This window comes from Streptomyces stoeckheimensis (genome assembly GCF_045822005.1).
Lineage (GTDB): Bacteria > Actinomycetota > Actinomycetes > Streptomycetales > Streptomycetaceae > Streptomyces > Streptomyces stoeckheimensis.
Window position 1 is genome coordinate 5,963,505 of record NZ_CP169550.1, and the last position, 15,017, is coordinate 5,978,521.

At 69.7% G+C, this 15,017-nt stretch carries 13 protein-coding genes; 10 read left to right on the top strand and 3 right to left on the bottom strand.

Annotated elements, in window-relative coordinates; genetic code table 11:
* Positions 1 to 228: 228 nt before the first annotated feature.
* From ACE1OC_RS27060 to clpX, 3 genes are all read left to right on the top strand, one after another.
* Positions 229 to 846 (top strand): ATP-dependent Clp protease proteolytic subunit, encoded by a 618-nt coding sequence (locus ACE1OC_RS27060; protein ID WP_250739480.1) that lies wholly within the window; start codon positions 229 to 231, stop codon positions 844 to 846.
* A 107-nt stretch (positions 847 to 953) separates the two neighbouring features.
* Positions 954 to 1,604, top strand: a complete 651-nt coding sequence (locus ACE1OC_RS27065) for an ATP-dependent Clp protease proteolytic subunit (protein WP_250739479.1) — start codon at positions 954 to 956, stop codon at positions 1,602 to 1,604.
* Positions 1,605 to 1,757: 153 nt separating this feature from the next.
* The gene (gene clpX / locus ACE1OC_RS27070; protein WP_250739478.1) at positions 1,758 to 3,044 is read left to right on the top strand and encodes an ATP-dependent Clp protease ATP-binding subunit ClpX; all 1,287 of its coding nucleotides are present in this window, start codon (positions 1,758 to 1,760) and stop codon (positions 3,042 to 3,044) included.
* Positions 3,045 to 3,114: 70 nt separating this feature from the next.
* Here clpX and ACE1OC_RS27075 read toward each other — a convergent pair whose 3' ends face one another.
* Positions 3,115 to 4,053 carry a hypothetical protein gene (locus ACE1OC_RS27075; RefSeq protein WP_407839202.1) on the bottom strand — a complete coding sequence of 313 codons (939 nt, stop codon included), beginning with the start codon at positions 4,051 to 4,053 and terminating at the stop codon, positions 3,115 to 3,117.
* Positions 4,054 to 4,180: 127 nt separating this feature from the next.
* Between ACE1OC_RS27075 and ACE1OC_RS27080 the strand changes: the two genes are divergently transcribed.
* Positions 4,181 to 6,802, top strand: coding sequence for a valine--tRNA ligase (locus ACE1OC_RS27080; protein ID WP_407839203.1), 2,622 nt, complete (start codon positions 4,181 to 4,183; stop codon positions 6,800 to 6,802).
* Positions 6,803 to 6,890: 88 nt separating this feature from the next.
* Here the strand turns inward: ACE1OC_RS27080 and ACE1OC_RS27085 are convergent, their stop codons facing one another.
* Positions 6,891 to 7,490: a vitamin K epoxide reductase family protein gene (locus ACE1OC_RS27085; protein WP_407839204.1), complete on the bottom strand. Its 600-nt coding sequence runs from the start codon at positions 7,488 to 7,490 to the stop codon at positions 6,891 to 6,893.
* Positions 7,491 to 7,642: 152 nt separating this feature from the next.
* Between ACE1OC_RS27085 and ACE1OC_RS27090 the strand changes: the two genes are divergently transcribed.
* On the top strand, positions 7,643 to 8,794 hold the full coding sequence (locus ACE1OC_RS27090) for a sensor histidine kinase (protein WP_407839205.1): 1,152 nt from the start codon (positions 7,643 to 7,645) through the stop codon (positions 8,792 to 8,794).
* A 207-nt stretch (positions 8,795 to 9,001) separates the two neighbouring features.
* Here the strand turns inward: ACE1OC_RS27090 and ACE1OC_RS27095 are convergent, their stop codons facing one another.
* Positions 9,002 to 10,051: a rod shape-determining protein gene (locus tag ACE1OC_RS27095; RefSeq protein WP_407839206.1), complete on the bottom strand. Its 1,050-nt coding sequence runs from the start codon at positions 10,049 to 10,051 to the stop codon at positions 9,002 to 9,004.
* 118 nt (positions 10,052 to 10,169) lie between these two features.
* Here ACE1OC_RS27095 and folC point away from each other — a divergent pair, with 118 nt between their 5' ends.
* The 5 genes from folC to mreC all read left to right on the top strand — a co-directional run bounded on the left by folC (position 10,170) and on the right by mreC (position 15,009).
* The gene (gene folC / locus ACE1OC_RS27100; protein WP_407839207.1) at positions 10,170 to 11,684 is read left to right on the top strand and encodes a bifunctional tetrahydrofolate synthase/dihydrofolate synthase; all 1,515 of its coding nucleotides are present in this window, start codon (positions 10,170 to 10,172) and stop codon (positions 11,682 to 11,684) included.
* Positions 11,685 to 11,687: 3 nt separating this feature from the next.
* Positions 11,688 to 12,047: a DUF4233 domain-containing protein gene (locus tag ACE1OC_RS27105; RefSeq protein WP_407839208.1), complete on the top strand. Its 360-nt coding sequence runs from the start codon at positions 11,688 to 11,690 to the stop codon at positions 12,045 to 12,047.
* Between the two features lie 105 nt (positions 12,048 to 12,152).
* Positions 12,153 to 12,563, top strand: coding sequence for a nucleoside-diphosphate kinase (gene ndk, locus ACE1OC_RS27110; protein ID WP_214950910.1), 411 nt, complete (start codon positions 12,153 to 12,155; stop codon positions 12,561 to 12,563).
* Between the two features lie 296 nt (positions 12,564 to 12,859).
* On the top strand, positions 12,860 to 13,879 hold the full coding sequence (locus ACE1OC_RS27115; protein ID WP_069923827.1) for a rod shape-determining protein: 1,020 nt from the start codon (positions 12,860 to 12,862) through the stop codon (positions 13,877 to 13,879).
* 182 nt (positions 13,880 to 14,061) lie between these two features.
* Positions 14,062 to 15,009 (top strand): rod shape-determining protein MreC, encoded by a 948-nt coding sequence (gene mreC / locus ACE1OC_RS27120; protein ID WP_327252739.1) that lies wholly within the window; start codon positions 14,062 to 14,064, stop codon positions 15,007 to 15,009.
* Positions 15,010 to 15,017: the final 8 nt, after the last annotated feature.

Sequence of the window (15,017 nt, forward strand, 5' to 3'; positions counted from 1 at the left end):
GCCCTGCGCAGACCCTCCCCGGGACCCTCCGTGAGGGGCCTCTGACCTTGCGCTCCGAGCGAACAGTTCGGGAAGCGGGATGGCGTTGTCGTAGCTGCGCGTTAGGGTCCATGAATACGAGGGCACGGGAGTACCCGACGCCGGCGGACATCGTCCGCACGGCAGGTCCGCGCCCCAGAACGAGACGCTGAGACGGCACATGGCCGTCGGAGACGAGCAGGTGGATACGTGACGAATCTGAAGCCTTACGCCGCGGGTGAGCCGTCCATCGGTGGCGGCCTCGGCGACCATGTCTACAACCGGCTGCTCGGCGAGCGCATCATCTTCCTCGGCCAGCAGGTCGACGACGACATCGCCAACAAGATCACTGCGCAGCTCCTGCTCCTGGCCGCCGAGCCGGAGAAGGACATCTACCTGTACATCAACAGCCCCGGTGGTTCGGTGACGGCGGGCATGGCGGTCTACGACACCATGCAGTACATCCCGAACGACGTGGTCACCATCGGTATGGGCATGGCGGCCTCCATGGGCCAGTTCCTGCTCACCGGCGGTACCCCGGGCAAGCGCTTCGCGCTCCCGAACACCGACATCCTGATGCACCAGGGCTCCGCCGGCATCGGCGGCACCGCCTCGGACATCAAGATCCAGGCCCAGTACCTGCTGCGCACGAAGCAGCGCATGGCTGAGATCACCGCGCACCACTCCGGCCAGACCGTGGAGACGATCATCCGCGACGGCGACCGCGACCGCTGGTACACGGCGGAAGAGGCCAAGGCCTACGGTCTCATCGACGAGATCATCTCCGCCGCGTCGCTGGTCCCGGGCGGCGGCGGCACCGGGGCCTGATCCCGGCCCCGGCGTACGGGATCCCGTACGGGGACCCGTACGCCCGCCCGCACCAGGCAAGCCTCAGCCCGCAGAACGCCACCAGGACGGTGAACACTCAGATGCACATGAACAACCTTTCTCCCGCGAGCGGCCTCTACACCGGCGCGCCGGTGGACAACCGCTACGTCGTGCCGCGCTTCGTGGAGCGCACCTCGCAGGGCGTCCGCGAGTACGACCCGTACGCGAAGCTCTTCGAGGAGCGCATCATCTTCCTCGGCGTGCAGATCGACGACGCCTCCGCCAACGACGTCATGGCACAGCTCCTGTGCCTGGAGTCGATGGACCCGGACCGCGACATCTACCTGTACATCAACAGCCCCGGCGGCTCCTTCACCGCGCTGACGGCGATCTACGACACGATGCAGTTCGTGAAGCCGGACATCTCGACGGTCTGCATGGGCCAGGCGGCCTCCGCCGCCGCGGTCCTGCTCGCCGCCGGCGCGCCCGGCAAGCGCATGGCGCTGCCGAACGCCCGCGTGCTGATCCACCAGCCCTCGGGCGGCACCGGCCGTGAGCAGCTCTCCGACCTGGAGATCGCGGCCAACGAGATCCTGCGCATGCGCGACCAGCTGGAGACCATGCTGGCCACGCACTCCTCGACCCCGATCGAGAAGATCCGCGACGACATCGAGCGCGACAAGATCCTCACGGCCCAGGACGCGCTGGCGTACGGCCTGATCGACCAGGTCGTGGCGACCCGTAAGACTTCGAACTGATCCTTGCCGCCAGTTGGCGCGGGCACATTGCCGGATTGGGCGATGTGAACCACGTCAAGGGGGCCCCGCACGGGGCCCCCGGCAAGGTACCGTCGGATATGAGGCACCAGGAGCGCTGAACCAGGCGTCTCCCAGGCGAAGGGGAAGCACCTCGTGGCACGCATCGGTGACGGCGGCGACCTGCTCAAGTGCTCGTTCTGCGGAAAGAGCCAGAAGCAGGTGAAGAAGCTCATCGCGGGACCCGGTGTGTACATCTGCGACGAGTGCATCGACCTCTGCAACGAGATCATCGAAGAGGAACTCGCGGAGACCTCCGAGGTTCGCTGGGAAGAACTTCCCAAGCCCCGTGAGATCTACGAGTTCCTGGAGAGCTACGTCGTCGGCCAGGAGCCGGCGAAGAAGGCGCTCTCCGTCGCGGTGTACAACCACTACAAGCGCGTCCAGGCCGGCGAGAACGGCGGCGGGACGGGCCGTGACGACGCGATCGAGCTCGCGAAGTCCAACATCCTCCTGCTCGGCCCCACGGGCTCGGGCAAGACGCTGCTGGCCCAGACGCTCGCCCGGATGCTCAACGTTCCGTTCGCCATCGCGGACGCGACGGCGCTCACGGAGGCCGGGTACGTCGGCGAGGACGTCGAGAACATCCTGCTCAAGCTGATCCAGGCGGCCGACTACGACGTCAAGAAGGCCGAAACCGGAATCATCTACATCGACGAGATCGACAAGGTCGCCCGCAAGAGCGAGAACCCGTCGATCACGCGCGACGTGAGCGGCGAGGGCGTGCAGCAGGCCCTCCTGAAGATCCTGGAAGGCACCACCGCTTCCGTACCGCCGCAGGGCGGCCGCAAGCACCCGCACCAGGAATTCATCCAGATCGACACGACGAACGTGCTGTTCATCGTGGGCGGTGCCTTCTCCGGCCTGGAGCGGATCATCGAATCCCGCGCCGGCGCCAAGGGCATCGGCTTCGGGGCGACGATCCGCTCGAAGCGCGAGATCGAGGCGAGCAACCAGTTCCAGGAGGTCATGCCGGAGGACCTGGTGAAGTTCGGGATGATCCCCGAGTTCATCGGCCGTCTGCCCGTCATCACCTCGGTGCACAACCTGGACCGCGAGGCCCTGCTCCAGATCCTCATCGAGCCGCGCAACGCCCTGGTGAAGCAGTACCAGCGGCTGTTCGAACTCGACGGCGTCGAGCTGGACTTCGAGCGCGAGGCCCTCGAGGCCATCGCCGACCAGGCGATCCTCCGCCAGACCGGCGCGCGCGGCCTGCGCGCCATCATGGAAGAGGTCCTGATGTCGGTGATGTACGAGGTCCCGTCCCGCAAGGACGTGGCCCGCGTGGTCATCACCTCGGACGTGGTCCGCTCCAACGTCAACCCGACGCTGGTCCCGCGGATCGTCCCGAAGGACCAGGGCCCGCACGAGAAGTCGGCGTAGCACCCGCAGTACGCATGAGGAAGGGCGCCCCCGGAGCGGGGGCGCCCTTCCTCATGTGGTGCGCGGAGCGCTACTTCTTCACGCGGGCGGTGTCGTAGAGCTTCGCGGCGAGTTCCGCGGTCTGGTCCAGGGTGTAGCCCGGCTTGCCGGCCAGGATCGACGCCACGTCGGTGGCGCCGACCATGCTCAGGGTGCTGTAGTCACCCCACACGCAGATCGGAATGGTGAACTCCTTCGGACCCTTGTCCGTGGTGCTCGTGTTGATGAGCTTCATCTCCTGGCACTTCATCACCGCGCCCTTGAAGCCCGCCGGGGTCTTCGCCTGGGGGCTTCCGATCAACTCCACCTTCGTGGACCCGTCCTTGGAGGCGTTGAGCTTGGCCATGGCGAAGTACGCGTCCACGGACTTCTCCGGGTCGGCGACGTCGCCGTAGAGCCCCGAGAAGTTCAGGCCCTTGGTGGTCAGCGGGTTCTTCGGGTCACCGGCCTGGTAGTTCATGCCCACCTGGGTGGGGTTCTTGATGCCGACCCCTTCGGCTTCCTTCTTGTCCTTGTCGCTGAAGTCGGGGTCCTTGTACTTCGGGTCCTTCTTGAAGTCGTCCACCGTCGCCGGGGCCACCAGCTTGTAGCCCTTGGTGTCCGCGGAGATCGAGGCCGAGGCGCCGCCGCCCTGCGTGAAGTACCAGCCGGCGCCGCCGATCACGGCCACCGCCAGGACGACGGCGATGATCACGCCGGCCTTCGACTTCTTCGGGGGCGTACCGCCGTACGGAGGCTGCTGCTGGTAGCCGCCGTACGGGGCCTGCTGCTGGGGGAAGCCGGGCTGCTGCTGCGGGTAGCCCTGCTGCGGGACGCCCTGGGGGGCCTGCTGCGGGTACCCGTATCCGGGCTGCTGTCCGTAGGGCCCGGGCTGCTGCCCGTACGGGCCCGGCTGCTGCGGCTGCTGCCCGTAGGGCCCCGGCTGCTGCGGCTGCTGGCCTCCGTACGGTCCCGGCTGGTTGTAGCTCATCCCGCGTCCCCCCATGAGGTTGTTTATGCGTCCCACACATCCTGGCGGAAGCCGGAGGCGCTCAGGGCGCCGGGTCCTGGGAAAGCCGGTTTCATGACTGGACTGTTACCGCTCTAAACTGTGCCCCGTGACCGAGAACACGCAGACACCCAGCAGCCCCTACTCCGAACTGCCGACTTCGTACGCGCCGGCCGATGTAGAGGGGAAGCTCTACGAGCGCTGGGTAGAGCGTGGGTACTTCGAGGCGGACGAGAAGAGCGACAAGCCCCCCTTCGCCATCGTCATCCCGCCGCCGAACGTCACCGGAAGCCTCCACCTGGGGCACGCCTTCGAGCACACGCTGATCGACGCCATCACCCGCCGCAAGCGCATGCAGGGCTACGAGACCCTGTGGCAGCCCGGCATGGACCACGCGGGCATCGCCACCCAGAACGTCGTCGAGCGCGAGCTCGCCAAGGAGGGCAAGTCCCGCCACGACCTGGGCCGCGAGGCCTTCGTCGAGCGCGTCTGGCAGTGGAAGGGCGAGTCCGGAGGCCAGATCTCCGGCCAGATGCGCCGCCTCGGCGACGGCGTCGACTGGTCGCGCGAGCGCTTCACCATGGACGAGGGCCTGTCCGAGGCCGTCCAGACCATCTTCAAGAAGCTCTACGACGACGAGCTGATCTACCGCGCCGAGCGCATCATCAACTGGTGCCCCCGCTGCCTCACCGCGATCTCCGACATCGAGGTCGAGTACCAGGACGACGAGGGCGAGCTCGTCTCCATCCGCTACGGCGAGGGCGACGCCTCCATCGTCGTCGCGACGACCCGCGCCGAGACGATGCTGGGTGACACGGCCGTCGCCGTCCACCCCGACGACGAGCGCTACAAGCACCTGGTCGGCACCGAGATCGAGCTGCCGCTCACCGGCCGCCGCATCCCGGTCGTCGCCGACGGGCACGTCGACCCCGAGTTCGGCACCGGCGCCGTCAAGGTGACCCCGGCGCACGACCCGAACGACTTCGAGATCGGTCAGCGCCACGGCCTGCCCAACCTCGCCGTCATGGACGAGCACGCCGTCATCACCGTCCACGGCCCCTTCCAGGGCCTGGACCGCCTGGAGGCCCGTTCCGCCATCGTCGCCGCGCTGCGCGCCGAGGGCCGGATCGTCGCCGAGAAGCGTCCGTACACGCACTCCGTCGGCCACTGCTCGCGCTGCAAGACCACCATCGAGCCGCGCCTGTCGCTCCAGTGGTGGGTCAAGGTCGGCCCGCTCGCCAAGGCCGCCGGTGACGCGGTCCGCGACGGCCAGGTCAAGATCCACCCGCAGGAGATGGAGAAGCGCTACTTCGACTGGGTCGACAACCTCCACGACTGGTGCATCTCGCGCCAGCTGTGGTGGGGCCACCGCATCCCCGTCTGGTACGGCCCGAACGGCGAGATCGTCTGCGTCGGCCCCGACGAGCAGCCGCCGAGCGGCGAGGGCTGGACCCAGGACACGGACGTCCTGGACACCTGGTTCTCCTCCGGCCTGTGGCCGTTCTCCACGCTCGGCTGGCCGCAGCAGACCGACAGCCTGGCGAAGTTCTACCCGAACGCCGTCCTGGTCACCGGCTACGACATCCTCTTCTTCTGGGTCGCCCGGATGATGATGTTCGGCCTGTACGCGATGGACGGCACCCCGCCGTTCCACACCATCGCCCTGCACGGCATGGTCCGCGACGAGCGCGGCAAGAAGATGTCGAAGTCCTTCGGCAACGCGGTCAACCCGCTGGACTGGATGGACAAGTACGGCTCCGACGCGGTCCGCTTCACCCTGGCGCGCGGCGCCAACCCGGGTGTCGACGTCCCGATCGGCGAGGACTGGGTCCAGGCCTCCAGCAAGTTCGCCAACAAGATCTGGAACGCCACCCGCTTCGCGATGATGAACGGCGCCACGATCGAGGGCGACCTGCCGTCGGCCGAGGAGATGTCGGCGACCGACCGCTGGGTGCTGTCCCGGCTGAACGCGACGGTCGCGCAGGCCGACGCCTTCTACGAGGACTACCAGTTCTCGAAGCTCAGCGAGGCCCTCTACCACTTCGCGTGGGACGAGGTTTTCGACTGGTACGTCGAGCTGTCGAAGACGACCTTCTTCGCGGGCGGTGAGCCGGCCAAGGTGTCCGCCCGGGTCCTCGGCGAGGTCCTCGACGTCACGCTGCGCCTCCTGCACCCGGTGGTCCCCTTCGTCACCGAGACGCTGTGGACCACGCTGACCGGCGGCGAGTCCCTCGTGATCGCCGACTGGCCGAAGGACAGCGGCTTCCGCGACGCGGCCGCCGAGGCCGAGATCGAGGGCGTCCAGACCCTGGTCCGGGAGGTCCGCCGGTTCCGCAAGGAGCAGGACCTCGACGACAAGCAGAAGGTTCCGGCCCGCCTGGACCTTTCCGCCACCGCGCTGGCCGCCCACGAGGCCGCCATCCGCCAGGTGCTGCGCCTGCAGCCCGAGGGCGACGCCTTCAGCGCCACCGCGACCCTGCCGGTCGGCGGCGCCACCGTCGCGCTCGACCTGTCGGGCACCATCGACGTGGAGGCGGAGCGCAAGCGGCTGAGCAAGGACCTGGCCGCCGCCGAGAAGGAGAAGCAGCAGGCCGAGGCGAAGCTCGGGAACGAGGCGTTCATCGCCAAGGCCCCCGACAACGTCGTGGACAAGATCAAGGGCCGGCTGACCAAGGCCGAGGCGGACATCGCCCGCCTCACCGACCAGCTGGCCGGGCTGCCCCAGGGCTAGCCCACCCGTAGGACGCAAGCGAAGGCCCCCACGCCGTCGGTCGACGTGGGGGCCTTCGCCGTATCTGTTCCCCGCGAGGGGCCCGGCATCACAGCAGCTGTGCGCCGAACCTCGTCAGGATGAGCGCCGCGACCACGCCGTACGCTGCCAGCGGCACCAGCCAGTGGGGGACCGCCCGCAGCCGGGAGCCGGCCGGGGCCAGGTGGAGGGTGACGTACCAGAACAGCGGGATCATCACCGCCCAGACGACCATGCACCACGGGCACAGCGCCCCGATCACGTACAGGCACTGGCTGATCAGCCACACCGTGAAGGCGAACCCGGCGGCGATCCCGGACCACAGGCCGCGCCACAGCCACCGGGGGAGCAGCGCCCCGGCGACCAGGGCCGCGCCCAGTCCGGCGAGGGCCGCGAAGCCGGCGATTCCGAGCAGCATGTTCGGGAAGCCGAGGAGGTTGCCCTGCCAGGTGGTCATCACGTCGCCGCAGCTCAGCACCACGTTGATGTTGCAGCCCGGGGTGAAGAGCGGGTTCTCCAGGGTGCGGATCCGGTCGTAGGTGAGGACGCCGGAGGCCAGGGTGCCGACGAGGCCGCCGATCAGCAGGAGCAGGGCGGTGCCCCGGGGGGTGGTCGTGCCCTGAGGCGTGGTCGTGCCCTGGTGGGTGGTCGTTCCCCGTTGGGTGGTCATTCTCCCGACGCTACGAGCGCGGCGGCGGCCCGTGGTAGAGCGGAAGGCCTCCGGGAGCAGGGACCTCCGGCCTGTCCGAAGTGCCCTAAATCACGCGTTCTCGGGTCCGGGTGGCCGGGATCCGAGGGTGCCGAGCACGGATGATGGAGGGCATGCACGTCACGCCCGCCCCCTCGGCGCCCCACCGGCTGCTGGCCTTCGGCCGCCGGCTCGCGCAGGGCTGGGCCGGGTCGCCGCGCGCGATGGACGTGCTCGCGGCCCTCAGCTGCCTGGGCCTGATGGCGCTCGACCTGCCGGGCCTGGCGGCCGCCGACAACTCCCTGAGCGGGCCCGCCGCGGCGGTCGTCCTGGCCGTCGGCTGCTCCACGCTGCTGGTGCGGCGCCGGATGCCCTGGGTCTCGTACCTCGCCGCGCTGCTCTTCATCGGCTGGCTGCACGAGCTGACCCTGATCCAGTTCGCGCTGTACTCGGTGGGCCGCTTCCGCGGGCGCCGGGCCGGTGTCCTCGCCACCTTGGGCTACGTCGCCTTCGCGCTGTGCCTGTTCTGCTGGGTGCCGGGCTGGCCACTGGCCCGGGCCGAGACCCTCAGCTCCTTCCTCAGCCTCGTCGTGCCCATCGGGGTCCTCGCCTCGGCCGTGGGCATCGCCGCCTACCGCCACGACCTGGTGCGCGAGCTCGACACCCGGCGCGCGGAGTCCGCCGTCCTGCAGGCCGTCCAGCAGGAGCGGACCTCCGTCGCCCGCGACGTCCACGACTTCGTCGGGCGCGAGCTGACCCTGCTGACGGTCCGCTCCGAGGTGCTGTCGATGCGCTCGCGCGAGACGGCGTACGCGAAGGACTTCGAGGAGCTCGCCGACACCGCCCGCCGGGCCCACCTGGTGCTCAACGAGATCATCGTGCAGCGCGGGGAGCGGGCGGCCACCCCGGGCGTGGACGGGCTGGCGGCCCTCGCGGAGGAGAGCGGGCGCGCGGGTTCCCCCGTACGGCTGGCCCTGGATCCGGCCGTGCACGGGCTGTCGCCGCTGCGCCAGGCGGCGGTCTACCGGGTGGTGCAGGAATGCCTGACCAACGCCGCCAAGCACGCGCGCGGCGAAACCGTCGAGGTGACCATCGCGGCGGACGGGCCGCAACTGCGGATCGCCGTCCGCAACGGGCTGGCGCAGCGCCATCCGAGCCGGGCCCCCGTCTCGGCGGGCTCGGGCACGGCGAGCATGTCCGAGCGCGTGCGCAGCCTGGGCGGGACCCTGACGGCGACGCGCACGCAGGACGCGTACGAGGTCCTCGCGACCCTCCCGAAGGGCTGAGCCCGTCCGGGCGCCCGGCCCCGCGACAGGCCCTAGGGCCTGGCGTCAAACTCCCGTCTGCCGCGCGACGCCTGGCACGTGCTCTCGCCGCACCGGGCGAAATCCCGAGTACGTCCAGTACGCGGGCTTCCGCCCGGCACGCCGAGAGCACGCACCAGACGCCGCGCGGCCGCCCTTCGGGCGACGACGGGATTTTGACGCCAGGCCCTAGGCCCGCGCCGGCGCCAGCAGGTTGCTGAGCGCGTCCATGTCCTCCACGCAGCGCCCCGAGCCGAGGGCCACGCAGTCCAGCGGGTCGTCCGCGACGAAGACGGGGATCCCCGTCGAGGAGGCCATCCGCAGGTCCAGGCCGGGGAGCAGCGCGCCGCCGCCGGTCAGGACGATGCCGTGCTCCATGACGTCCCCGGACAGTTCGGGCGGGCACTCCTCCAGGGTGGTGCGGACCGCCGCGATGATCGCCTCGACCGGCTCGTCGAGCGCGGCCCGTACGTCGCGGGCGTCGAGCTGCAGCGTCTGGGGCATGCCGCCGACCTTCTCGCGGCCCCGCACCGTGAAGGTGGCGGTCTCCAGCTCCGGCCGGTCCGGCACCGGCCACGCCGAGCCGATGGCGATCTTGACGTCCTCGGCGGTGCGGTCGCCGATGAGCAGGGAGTGCTCCTTGCGGACCCAGTCGGCGATCGCGGCGTCCAGCCGGTCGCCGCCGACCCGCAGCGACTGGGAGGTGACGATGCCGCCCAGCGAGATGACCGCGACCTCGGAGGTGCCGCCGCCGATGTCGACGACCATCGAGCCGCGCGGTTCGGACACCGGGAGCCCGGCGCCGATCGCCGCGGCCATGGGTTCCTCGATCAGGTGCACGGTTCTGGCGCCGGCCCGGGTGGAGGCGTGGATGATGGCCCGCCGTTCCACCGGGGTGACCCCGGACGGTACGCAGATCACCATGCGGGTGCGGACCCGGCGGCCGGGGACGGCCTTGCGGACGAAGTGCCGGATCATCTCCTCGGCGGCCTCGTAGTCGCAGATCACGCCGTCCTTGAGGGGGCGGATCGCGGTGATGGAGCCCGGTGTGCGGCCGATGGTCTCCTTGGCCTCGGCACCCACGGCCAGTGCGGTGGTGGTGCCCGCCTTGACGGCCACCACGGACGGCTCATTGAGGACGATGCCGTGCCCCCGTGCGTAGACGAGGGTGTTGGCGGTTCCCAGGTCTATCCCTATGTCGCGGCTGGAAGCTGTCTTGTTGGTGCTGGCCTGCGGCATTTGTTCCCCAATCTCCTGTCCGCAAGGCTTGCATAACGATCCGGTCGCTCTGCCGGTCGAAGGTCCTGATGCGACCGGGCCGAAAGTCCTCCCGGCCCTCGTCCGTAGACTGGGTCCCGTGAGTGAGCAGCAGCCCGAGAGCCACGATGACAGCTTCGACGCGTTCGACCAGATCGTGGCGGAAGAGTCCGACCGCGACCCCGACCTGGCGGTGATCGAGGCGGGCAGCCGCACCCTGCGTACGCAGGCCGGTCCGCCCCAGGGCGACCCGGTACCCGAAGAGCCCACCGACCCCGAGGTGGCCCAGGCGCTGCGGGAGGTGGAGCAGGAGCTGGCCGGCCGCTGGGGCGAGACCAAGCTGGAGCCGTCCGTCACGCGGATCGCCGCGCTGATGGACGTCCTGGGCGAGCCGCAGCGCGCGTACCCCTCCATCCACGTCACCGGCACCAACGGCAAGACGAGCACCTCCCGCATGATCGAGGCGCTGATGAACGCCTTCGAGCTGCGCACGGGCCGCTACACCAGCCCGCACGTGCAGTCGATCACCGAGCGGATCAGCCTGGACGGGGCGCCGATCAGCGCCGAGCGGTTCGTCGAGACGTACCACGACATCAAGCCGTACGTGGACATGGTGGACGCGGCCGAGGAGATCCGGCTGTCGTTCTTCGAGGTCCTCACCGGCATGGCCTACGCGGCCTTCGCGGACGCTCCCGTGGACGCGGCCGTGGTCGAGGTGGGCATGGGCGGCACCTGGGACGCCACCAACGTGATCGACGGCGCGGTAGCCGTGGTCACCCCGATCAGCCTGGACCACACGGACCGGCTCGGCTCCACCACCGGCGAGATCGCGCAGGAGAAGGGCGGCGTCATCAAGAAGGGCGCCACCGTGATCCTGGCGCAGCAGCCGGTGGACGCGGCGCAGGTGCTGCTGAAGAAGGCCGTGGAGGTCGACGCGACCGTGGCCCGCGAGGGCATGGAGTTCGGCGTCGTCACCCGCGAGGTCGCGGTGGGCGGGCAGCAGCTGACGCTGCGCGGGCTGGGCGGCGAGTACGACGGCATCTTCCTGCCGCTGCACGGCGCCCACATGGCGCACAACGCGGCGGTGGCGCTGGCGGCGGTCGAGGCCTTCTTCGGGATCGGCGCCGACCACGCGCGGGCGCTGGACGTGGAGACCGTGCGGAAGGCCTTCGCCTCGGTGACCTCGCCCGGCCGCATGGAGGTCGTGCGGCGCAGCCCGACGGTGGTCCTGGACGCGGCGCACAACCCGGCCGGGGCGCGGGTCACGGCGGAAGCGGTGACCGAGGCCTTCGGCTTCAGCCGGCTGATCGGGGTCGTGGGCGCGAGCGAGGGCAAGGACGCGCGCGGGATCCTCGAGGCCTTCGAGCCGATCTTCGCCGAGGTCGTGATCACGGAGAACACCAGCCACCGGGCGAGCTCCGCCGATGAACTGGCGGCCGTCGCGGTCGAGGTCTTCGGCGCCGACCGGGTGCAGGTGGAGCCGCGGCTGGACGACGCCCTGGAGGCGGCGATCACGCTGGCGGAGGAAGAGGCCGAGTACGGAGGGGCCGGGGTCCTGGTGACCGGGTCCGTCATCACGGTGGGCGAGGCCCGCCTGCTGCTGAAGAGGGGCTGAGGGATGCGCACGCTGTGTGCTTCGACGCTGATCGCCGAGTTCTTCGTGATCGGCTTCGCCGGGCTGGTCGCGATGAAGGGCGATCTGAGCCAGGCGACCGTCTGGACGGTCTGCGGGATCGCGATGGTGGTGTCGGTCCTGCTGTGCGGGATGCTCTCGCGCCCCGGGGCCGTCCAGATCGGCTGGGCCCTGCAGATCGGGCTCGTGCTGAGCGGGTTCGTCGTCCCGATGATGTTCATCCTGGGCGTGGTGTTCGCCGGTCTGTGGTGGTGCTCGATCCACTACGGCCGCCGCATCGACGTGATCAAGGCCCGCTGGGCCGCCCAGGCGGAGGCCCAGGCCGCCGCCCCGACCGAGGCGTAGCCCGCCGAGGTGCCGGAGCGGGGTCCGGGAAGGCCCCGTACGGCGGGGGCCCGGGCCCCTGTAGCCTCGTCGGACCGCACCCGTATGCCGCAAGGAGTTACCCATATGACCCAGCGCACCCTCGTCCTCCTCAAGCCCGACGCCGTCCGTCGCGGCCTGATCGGCGAGATCGTCGGCCGCATCGAGCGGAAGGCCGGCTGGACCATTCCCGCGCTGGAGCTGCGCACGCTGGACCAGGAGACCCTGGAAGCGCACTACGGCGAGCACAAGGGCAAGGTCTTCTACGAGCCCCTCATGGGCTTCATGGCGAGCGGTCCGGTCGTGGCCCTGGTCGTCGAAGGGGAGCGCGTGATCGAGGGGGTCCGCCAGTTGGCCGGACCCACTGACCCGATTGCCGCCGCGCCCGGCTCCATCCGGGGTGACTTCGGTACCGTCACCCGGGAGAACCTGATCCACGCCTCGGACTCCGAGGAGTCCGCGGAGCGGGAGCTGAAGCTGTTCTTCCCGGCGCTGTGATCACTCTTTTCTGACGCAACATCAGCCGAATAGCGCTCATGACCTGGGGCGACCGAAGTAATTTCGGTCGCCCTCCGGTATTACCGGGCGCTTTCGGGAACGCATAGACAGGACACGACGTCACCACTATGGGGGCGGGTATTCGTTCCGGCGGGCTTGCCGGAGTCCCGTCGCGCGGTGGCCGTACTTGCGGCACTACGATGGGGCCTCCACCCACACACCCACCTCGCCGACCTGACAGCAGCCGCTATCAACTGGAAGGCCAGACGCTCCTCATGGGGAACAAGGGGAACAACATGTCGTTCATCGGCCGTGACATGGCGATCGACCTCGGGACCGCCAACACGCTGGTGTACGTGAGGGGCCGGGGAATCGTCCTGAACGAGCCGTCCGTGGTCGCCATCAACACGAACACCGGTGGCATCCTGGCGGTCGGCTCCGAAGCCAAGAAGATGATCGGGCGCACGCCCGGCAACATCGTCGCCGTGCGGCCCCTCAAGGACGGCGTCATCGCCGACTTCGAGATCACCGAGCGGATGCTCCGGTACTTCATCCTCAAGATCCATAAGCGCCGTTACCTGGCCCGCCCGCGCGTGGTGGTCTGCGTGCCCTCCGGCATCACGGGAGTGGAGCGCCGCGCCGTCATCGAGGCGTCCACGCAGGCCGGTGCCCGCCAGGTGCACATCATCGAAGAGCCGATGGCCGCCGCCATCGGAGCGGGCCTGCCCGTCCACGAGGCCACCGGCAACATGGTCGTGGACATCGGTGGCGGCACCACCGAGGTGGCCGTCATCTCCCTCGGCGGAATCGTCACGGCACAGTCGATCCGGGTGGCCGGCGACGAGCTCGACAACGCGATCATCCAGCACATCAAGAAGGAGTACTCGCTCCTCCTCGGTGAGCGCACCGCCGAGCAGATCAAGATCACCATCGGGTCGGCCTACGACCTCGACAAGGACGAGCACACCGAGATCCGCGGCCGCGACCTGGTCTCGGGCCTGCCCAAGACCGTGGTGATCTCGGCCGCCGAGGTGCGCAAGGCGATCGAGGAGCCGGTCAACGCCATCGTCGACGCCGTCAAGACCACCCTCGACAAGTGCCCGCCGGAGCTCTCCGGCGACATCATGGACCGCGGCATCGTCCTGACCGGAGGCGGCGCCCTGCTCCGCGGCCTCGACGAGCGGCTGCGCCGCGAGACGGGCATGCCGATCCACATCGCCGAGGATCCGCTCGACTCCGTCGCGCTCGGATCCGGCAAGTGCGTAGAGGAGTTCGAGGCGCTCCAGCAGGTCCTGGACGCCCAGCCGCGGCGCTGATCCGGCCCGCCGCGCGGCGGTGGAACACAAATGATCCGCCGTACGGGTGCTACCGGGCCCGTGCGGCGGATCGTTGATATACAGGCAAGGTCCGGTGCGAGCCCCGGCTCCGCCGGAGCGGCCAGACCGTCTCTGACGACCTGGCCGCACGGGTAACTATGAGGAAGGCACGGCCGCCGCACGTGAGGGACACACGAGAAAGCCGGCTGCTCCTGGTGCTTCTGATCGCCATCGCGTTCGCTTTGATCACGGTGGACATCAGGACGGGTGAGGAGTCTCCGGTCGACGGTGCCCGACAGGCCGCCGCAGCGGTCTTCGGGCCGGTCGAGAAGGGCGTGGCGAAGGGCGTCGACCCGGTCGCCAACGCCATAGGGGCGGTACGGGACTCCGGCGAGCGGCACAACCGCATCGCGACGCTGGAGCGCGAGAACGCGGCGCTCAAGGCCAAGCTGGGCAGCGATGACCAGACCCGCAGCCGGATCCGCGAGCTCGACGAGATGCTCAAGCGGGCGGGCGCGGGCCAGTACGGCATCAAGGGCGCCGAGGTCATCGCCATAGGAGCGGCCCAGGGCTTCTCCTGGACCGTGACCATCGACGCGGGCAGCAAGGACGGCATCGAGCGCGACATGACCGTCCTCAACGGGGACGGACTCGTCGGCCGCGTCGCCACCGTCGGCCCCGACACCGCCACCGTGGTCCTCGCCAACGACCCCGACTTCACCGTCGGAACCCGTCTGGAGAAGACCGGCGAACTCGGCTTCGCCACCGGTCAGGGCGACCGGGAGCTCTCCGTGCAGATGCTCAACGGCAAGGCCAAGATCAACACCGGCGACCGGCTCGTCACCTTCGGCTCGCGCGGCAACAAGCCCTTCGTGCCCGGCGTCCCGATCGGTGAGGTGATCAAGGTCGACCCCTCGCGCGGCGACCTGACCCGCACCATCTGGGTCCGCCCCTTCGTCGGCTTCTCCCGCCTGGACATCGTCGGCGTCGTGGTCATGCCCCCGCGCGAAGACCCGCGCGACGCGGTCCTGCCGCCCAAGCCCGAGGCACCCAAGCCCACCCCGACGGTCACCGTCACGGTCACCCCGTCGCCCGGCGCGTCCGCGTCCGGCAAGCCGGCCGAGGACTAGGAGCCGAT